Raw genomic sequence first — 4,568 nt, forward strand, 5'->3', positions numbered from 1 at the left:
GCAGGCGCTGATCGTGCAAAACCCCGAGGAAATGTCGCAAAAGGTGCGCAACTTCCCCGAGATGGAGGCAGCACTTTCGCGGATCGACTGGTTCAACCTGTCTCGCACCCCCAATTTTGAGCCGCGCCGGGGCCCGAACGTTCCGGGCTTTGTTGCCGCAAAGGGTGCGCCGTTGCTGTATCTGCCGCTCAAGACCGGGCCAGAGGCGCGGGTGCGCGCGTGGCTTGAAGGCTTTGGCGATGGGATGATCGAAGATTTCACGCAAAAATCGCTGCGTCAGTGGAAGCGCGGCCACCCGGGGCACCGCAGCTTTACCGTGCTGCGCCACCCTCTCGCACGTGCCTATTCGGCCTTTACAGAGACGATTCTGCCCGGCCGCTATGGCGAAATCCGCGAAGTGCTGCGCACGCTTTACGAGGTGCCGCTGCCGCCGGTCGAAGAGGTGGGCAAGATGTCGGCGCTGGCCCAGCGCAGCGCCTTCATGGCGTTTCTAAAGTTTCTCAAAGCCAACCTGAACGGGCAGACGTCGGTGCGCATTGACCAGCTATGGGCCAGCCAATACGCGGTCATTCAAGGTTTCGGCAATTTCGCGCCGCCAGACCTGCTTTGCCGCGAAGAAACGCTGGCCACCGATCTTGCCTATCTGGCCGCGGCGATCGGCCAGCCCAACCCGCCGCTGCCGCCCGAGCAGAAGCCTGCGGGCATTCCACTATCGAAAATCTACGATGGTGAAATGGAGGCGGCCGTACATTCGGCCTACCCGCGCGATTACATGAGCTTTGGCTTTGCCGACTGGCGCGCTTAGGCGGCTTGTGTGCCCACCGCCTCGGTCAGCACCGCATGGAGCGCCGACGGCGCGGAATTGGCGCGCAGCTTGATGCAGATTTCCGGGTTGCGCATGGTGCGCGATACCAGCGCCAGCGCCTTGAGATGCTCGACCCCCGAATCCTTGGGCGCGAACAGCGCAAACACCAGATCCACCGGCTGACGGTCTACCGCGTCGAAATCGAGCGGTTTTTCAAGCCGGACAAACACGCCCACCACGCGGTTAAGGCCGTGCAGGCGGGCATGGGGCAGCGCCACCCCATGCCCGACGCCGGTTGGCCCGAGGCTTTCACGTTCTTGCAATGCGTCCAACGTATCAGAGGCATTCAGCCCATAGGCCGCCTCCGCGATATCAGCGAGATCCTGAAACAGACGCTTCTTGCTGGTGACATGGGCAAATACCTTCACGGCATCTGCCCCGAGCAAGTCTGAAAGCTGCATTCGCGTTTCTTTCTCGCGCCCTAGGATTGGCGCTTATTTGATGTGCCGCGGGTCGATCCAACCCACATTGCCGTCTTCGCGGCGGTGCACCACATTCACACCGCCATGCTTTTCGTTGCGGAACACCAACATGGGCGCGCCCGCGATTTCCATTTGCATCACCGCTTCACCGACAGAGAGCGTAGGCACCTTTGCCTCCATCTCTGCGACGATGACCGGCGCGAGGGACTCGGGCTCCGATTCCCCGACGCCCGCGTCTGCGGCGAGCACATACATCTCTGCCGCGCCAAATTCAACCGGTTCAAGCCGGTTGCGCTGATGGTCCTTCAACCTGCGCTTATAGCGCCGCAGCTGCTTGTCGAGATGTTCGCGACAATCTTCAAACGCCGCATAAACTTCGGTGGCGGCCCCCTTGGCCGCCGCGGTCAGGCCGGTAGACAGATGCACCGAGATTTCGCACCTGTAGCCGGGGGTGCCGCGAGAAAAGACCACGAAGGCATCGGTCGGACGCTGCGAATACTTTTCCAGCGTTTCGCCCAACTCTGATTTCACATGAGTTTGCAGGGCTTCGCCGATGTCCAGCTGTTTGCCGCTGATCTGATACCGCATGGCTTCTCCTTCGGGTTGGTGAACCGGCCTTAGCCGAACACGGCTTCGGTTGCGGTTCGGTTAATTCTGGGGGGTTGCCCGCCTCGCAATTCGGCACAGCGGCCCTTGCGTCGGGGGCCCGGGATGACGTCGCTCGAATGAAGGGGCGAATGTCAGGCATTTGACTCTATTTGGCGCTAGGCCCCGCCACCTTGTCAACGCCTTCCTGTTTGCGGTACCGCCACACGCCGCAAAATGCCGATCACGTGATCCGAAAGCCCTGCCCGAGGTAGACTCGGCGCACGTTTTCATCGCGCACCACCTCATCGGCGGTGCCGCTCATCAGCACGGCACCGTCATGCAGGATATAAGCGCGATCAACGATTTCAAGGGTTTCGCGCACATTGTGATCGGTTATCAGCACCCCGATACCGCGCGAACGCAAATCGTGCACCAACGAGCGGATCTCGCCCACAGAAATCGGATCGACCCCGGCAAAAGGCTCGTCCAGCAGCAGATAGCGCGGGTTTGCGGCAAGGCAACGGGCAATTTCCACCCGCCGCCTCTCGCCGCCGGAAAGCGCAAGTGCAGGGGCGTGGCGCAGATGCGCGATCGAAAAATCGCCCAGCAGTTCCTCAAGCCTTTCGCGCTGGCGGTGGCGTTCAGGCTCGATGATTTCAAGCACGGCGAGAATGTTGTCTTCCACAGAAAGCCCCCGAAAGATCGAGGCTTCTTGCGGCAGATATCCGATTCCGAGTTGCGCGCGCCGATACATCGGCAATGCGGTTACATCGCGGCCATCCAGCAACACCTGCCCGGCATCGGGCAGCACCAGACCCGCGATCACATAAAAGCTGGTGGTCTTGCCGGAACCGTTGGGCCCAAGCAGCGCCACCACCTCGCCTTGCGTCAGCGTAATCGCCACATCGCGCAGCACGGGGCGGCGGCGGTAAGCCTTGCGCAAACCGCTGACCACAAGGCCCGAAACCTGCGGAGTTGACGCATCAGACGCCCTGCTGCGGTCTTGCAGCATCAGTCGCCACCGGGCCGAAGCGTGGTTTGAACCCGACCTTCTGCCGTGGCCGCGCCAGTGACAAGATCAACCGTCAGACGCTCGGTGGAAAGCGCGTTGCCGCCTTGCAACAGCACCACGTTGCCGATCATCACGATGCTGCCGGTGTTGATCGAATACTCAGCCGAATCCGCTTCGGCCGCATCGACACCGCTTACCAGTGTCACCCCGCCGCTTGCCAAAAGCCGCTCGATCTCGCGTTGCCCGTCACGCCCGTATTCTACCCGCACCTCTGCAGCGGCCAGCCGCATCGCGCCTTGCGTGACGACGACATTCCCAATGAACACCGCGCTTCCGTCTGTCTGATCGACGGTCAAGCTATCGGCGCTGACCTGCACCTCGGCGGTCGTATCGGCGCGGATGCCGCCAAAGGCGATGGTTTGTGCCGTGGCGGGCAGTGCCGCGATACTGGCGGCTGCAAGCATCGCGCCGAACATAAGGGATAGCCGTCGTGCCATGCTGAGGTTCCTCATTTCACGGGCTGGTATATCAGCTTCACGCCATTGTTGAAAACCAGAACATGAGGGGCGCCCTCGCCCTCGGCCTGCAACACCATTGCGCCCGCCTCGATCTCGCCGAAAGGCGCATCGGCAATGATCGCACCGGGTGATTCGATGCGCGTGCGGTCTGTGCGCAGCAGCACTTCTTCTGCCGATATCGTGTAAGCTGCGCTGGTGACAATTTGCACCCCGCCGCTCAACTGTACCGCCCCCGCCAACGGATCCAGCCGCGCAAGGCCCGCCGTGACATCGGCGGAAAAACCCTCTTCGGATTGCAGGCGCGCCACTATGTCGCTGACCCATGCACCTGCGTCTGACAGTTCGGGCCGCGCCTCGGAGGCGGTCAGCGTCAGCGCCGCGCCATCTTCCGTAACGCCCGCAAAATGCGGCAGGGTCAGCCGAGGTTCGCGCGCAAGCTCATCAAGGTCGATATCGGCATAGGGCACTGGCTGCGTCGGGTCGATCCGGTCCGAGACCAGAAACAGCATCGACAAAAGCGTAAGCGCCATCAGCGGCAGCGCGATCTTTGCCCCCGCGACAACCCAAGAATAGGTATCGTCGTAGGTGCGTGCCATGTTCAGACAACCCCCGCGCGCAGGCAATCGTGGATATGCAAGATGCCAAGCGGGCACCCATCGCCAACCGGGTCGAGCACGAAAAGGCAGGTAATCTTGCGCGCGTTCATCAGCGCCACCGCCTGTTCGGCCAGCGCACCGGGGCCGATGGTCTGCGGCGCGCGGGTCATGACCTCGCCCGCGCGGTGGGCAAGAAGCCCCTCCATGTGGCGGCGCAAATCGCCATCGGTGATGATGCCGTCCAGCCTGCCGTTTGCATCCGTTACGCCAACGACGCCAAAGCCCCTTTGCGTCATCACCAACAGCGCATCGGCCATTGGCGCGTTTTCGGCCACCAGCGGCGGCGAGGTGTGCATCAGGCTTGCCACCGTTGCGAGCCGCGCCCCAAGCTTGCCACCGGGGTGAAAGGTGCGAAAGTGTTCGGGAGTAAACGCGCGGTGTTCCATCAGCGCCAGCGCCAGCGCATCGCCCAGCGCCAGCGTCATCGTGGTCGAGGTGGTGGGCACAACACCGGTGCCGCAAGCCTCGGGTGCCGCGGGCAGCAAGATCGCAACATCTGCCTGACGC

The 4,568-nt window shown here is 62.4% G+C and carries 6 protein-coding genes and 1 pseudogene; 1 reads left to right on the plus strand and 6 read right to left on the minus strand.

Translation table 11 applies throughout. The features are described from left to right. A pseudogene (locus tag ABY403_RS13705) lies at positions 1-805 on the plus strand (nodulation protein NodH); the annotation flags it as partial. Here the strand turns inward: ABY403_RS13705 and ABY403_RS13710 are convergent. From ABY403_RS13710 to ABY403_RS13735, 6 genes are all read right to left on the minus strand, one after another. Beyond that, the gene (locus tag ABY403_RS13710) at positions 802-1,266 is read right to left on the minus strand and encodes a PTS sugar transporter subunit IIA (protein WP_372841389.1); all 465 of its coding nucleotides are present in this window, start codon (positions 1,264-1,266) and stop codon (positions 802-804) included. The pseudogene ABY403_RS13705 and the gene ABY403_RS13710 overlap by 4 nt on opposite strands. 33 nt (positions 1,267-1,299) lie before the next feature. Further along, positions 1,300-1,875, minus strand: a complete 576-nt coding sequence (hpf, locus tag ABY403_RS13715; RefSeq protein WP_372841390.1) for a ribosome hibernation-promoting factor, HPF/YfiA family — start codon at positions 1,873-1,875, stop codon at positions 1,300-1,302. Between the two features lie 241 nt (positions 1,876-2,116). After that, positions 2,117-2,887: an LPS export ABC transporter ATP-binding protein gene (gene lptB, locus ABY403_RS13720; RefSeq protein ID WP_372841391.1), complete on the minus strand. Its 771-nt coding sequence runs from the start codon at positions 2,885-2,887 to the stop codon at positions 2,117-2,119. Next, positions 2,887-3,384: a lipopolysaccharide transport periplasmic protein LptA gene (gene lptA, locus ABY403_RS13725; protein ID WP_372841392.1), complete on the minus strand. Its 498-nt coding sequence runs from the start codon at positions 3,382-3,384 to the stop codon at positions 2,887-2,889. The genes lptB and lptA overlap by 1 nt, the downstream gene beginning before the upstream one ends. 11 nt (positions 3,385-3,395) lie before the next feature. Next, entirely contained in the window at positions 3,396-4,001 is a 606-nt protein-coding gene (locus tag ABY403_RS13730; RefSeq protein ID WP_372841393.1) for a hypothetical protein, read from the minus strand. Between the two features lie 2 nt (positions 4,002-4,003). Further along, positions 4,004-4,568: CBS domain-containing protein (locus ABY403_RS13735; protein WP_372841394.1), on the minus strand; the 565-nt coding region annotated here is incomplete at its 5' end.

It is taken from the genome of Phaeovulum sp., assembly GCF_041596715.1.
Classification (GTDB): domain Bacteria; phylum Pseudomonadota; class Alphaproteobacteria; order Rhodobacterales; family Rhodobacteraceae; genus UBA6213.

Bases quoted from the DNA above. Each gene is read 5' to 3' on its own strand.
- ABY403_RS13710 (WP_372841389.1), bottom strand. From the start codon at position 1,266: ATGCAGCTTTCAGACTTGCTCGGGGCAGATGCCGTGAAGGTATTTGCC.
- hpf (WP_372841390.1), bottom strand. From the start codon at position 1,875: ATGCGGTATCAGATCAGCGGCAAACAGCTGGACATCGGCGAAGCCCTG.
- lptB (WP_372841391.1), bottom strand. From the start codon at position 2,887: ATGCTGCAAGACCGCAGCAGGGCGTCTGATGCGTCAACTCCGCAGGTT.
- lptA (WP_372841392.1), bottom strand. From the start codon at position 3,384: ATGGCACGACGGCTATCCCTTATGTTCGGCGCGATGCTTGCAGCCGCC.
- ABY403_RS13730 (WP_372841393.1), bottom strand. From the start codon at position 4,001: ATGGCACGCACCTACGACGATACCTATTCTTGGGTTGTCGCGGGGGCA.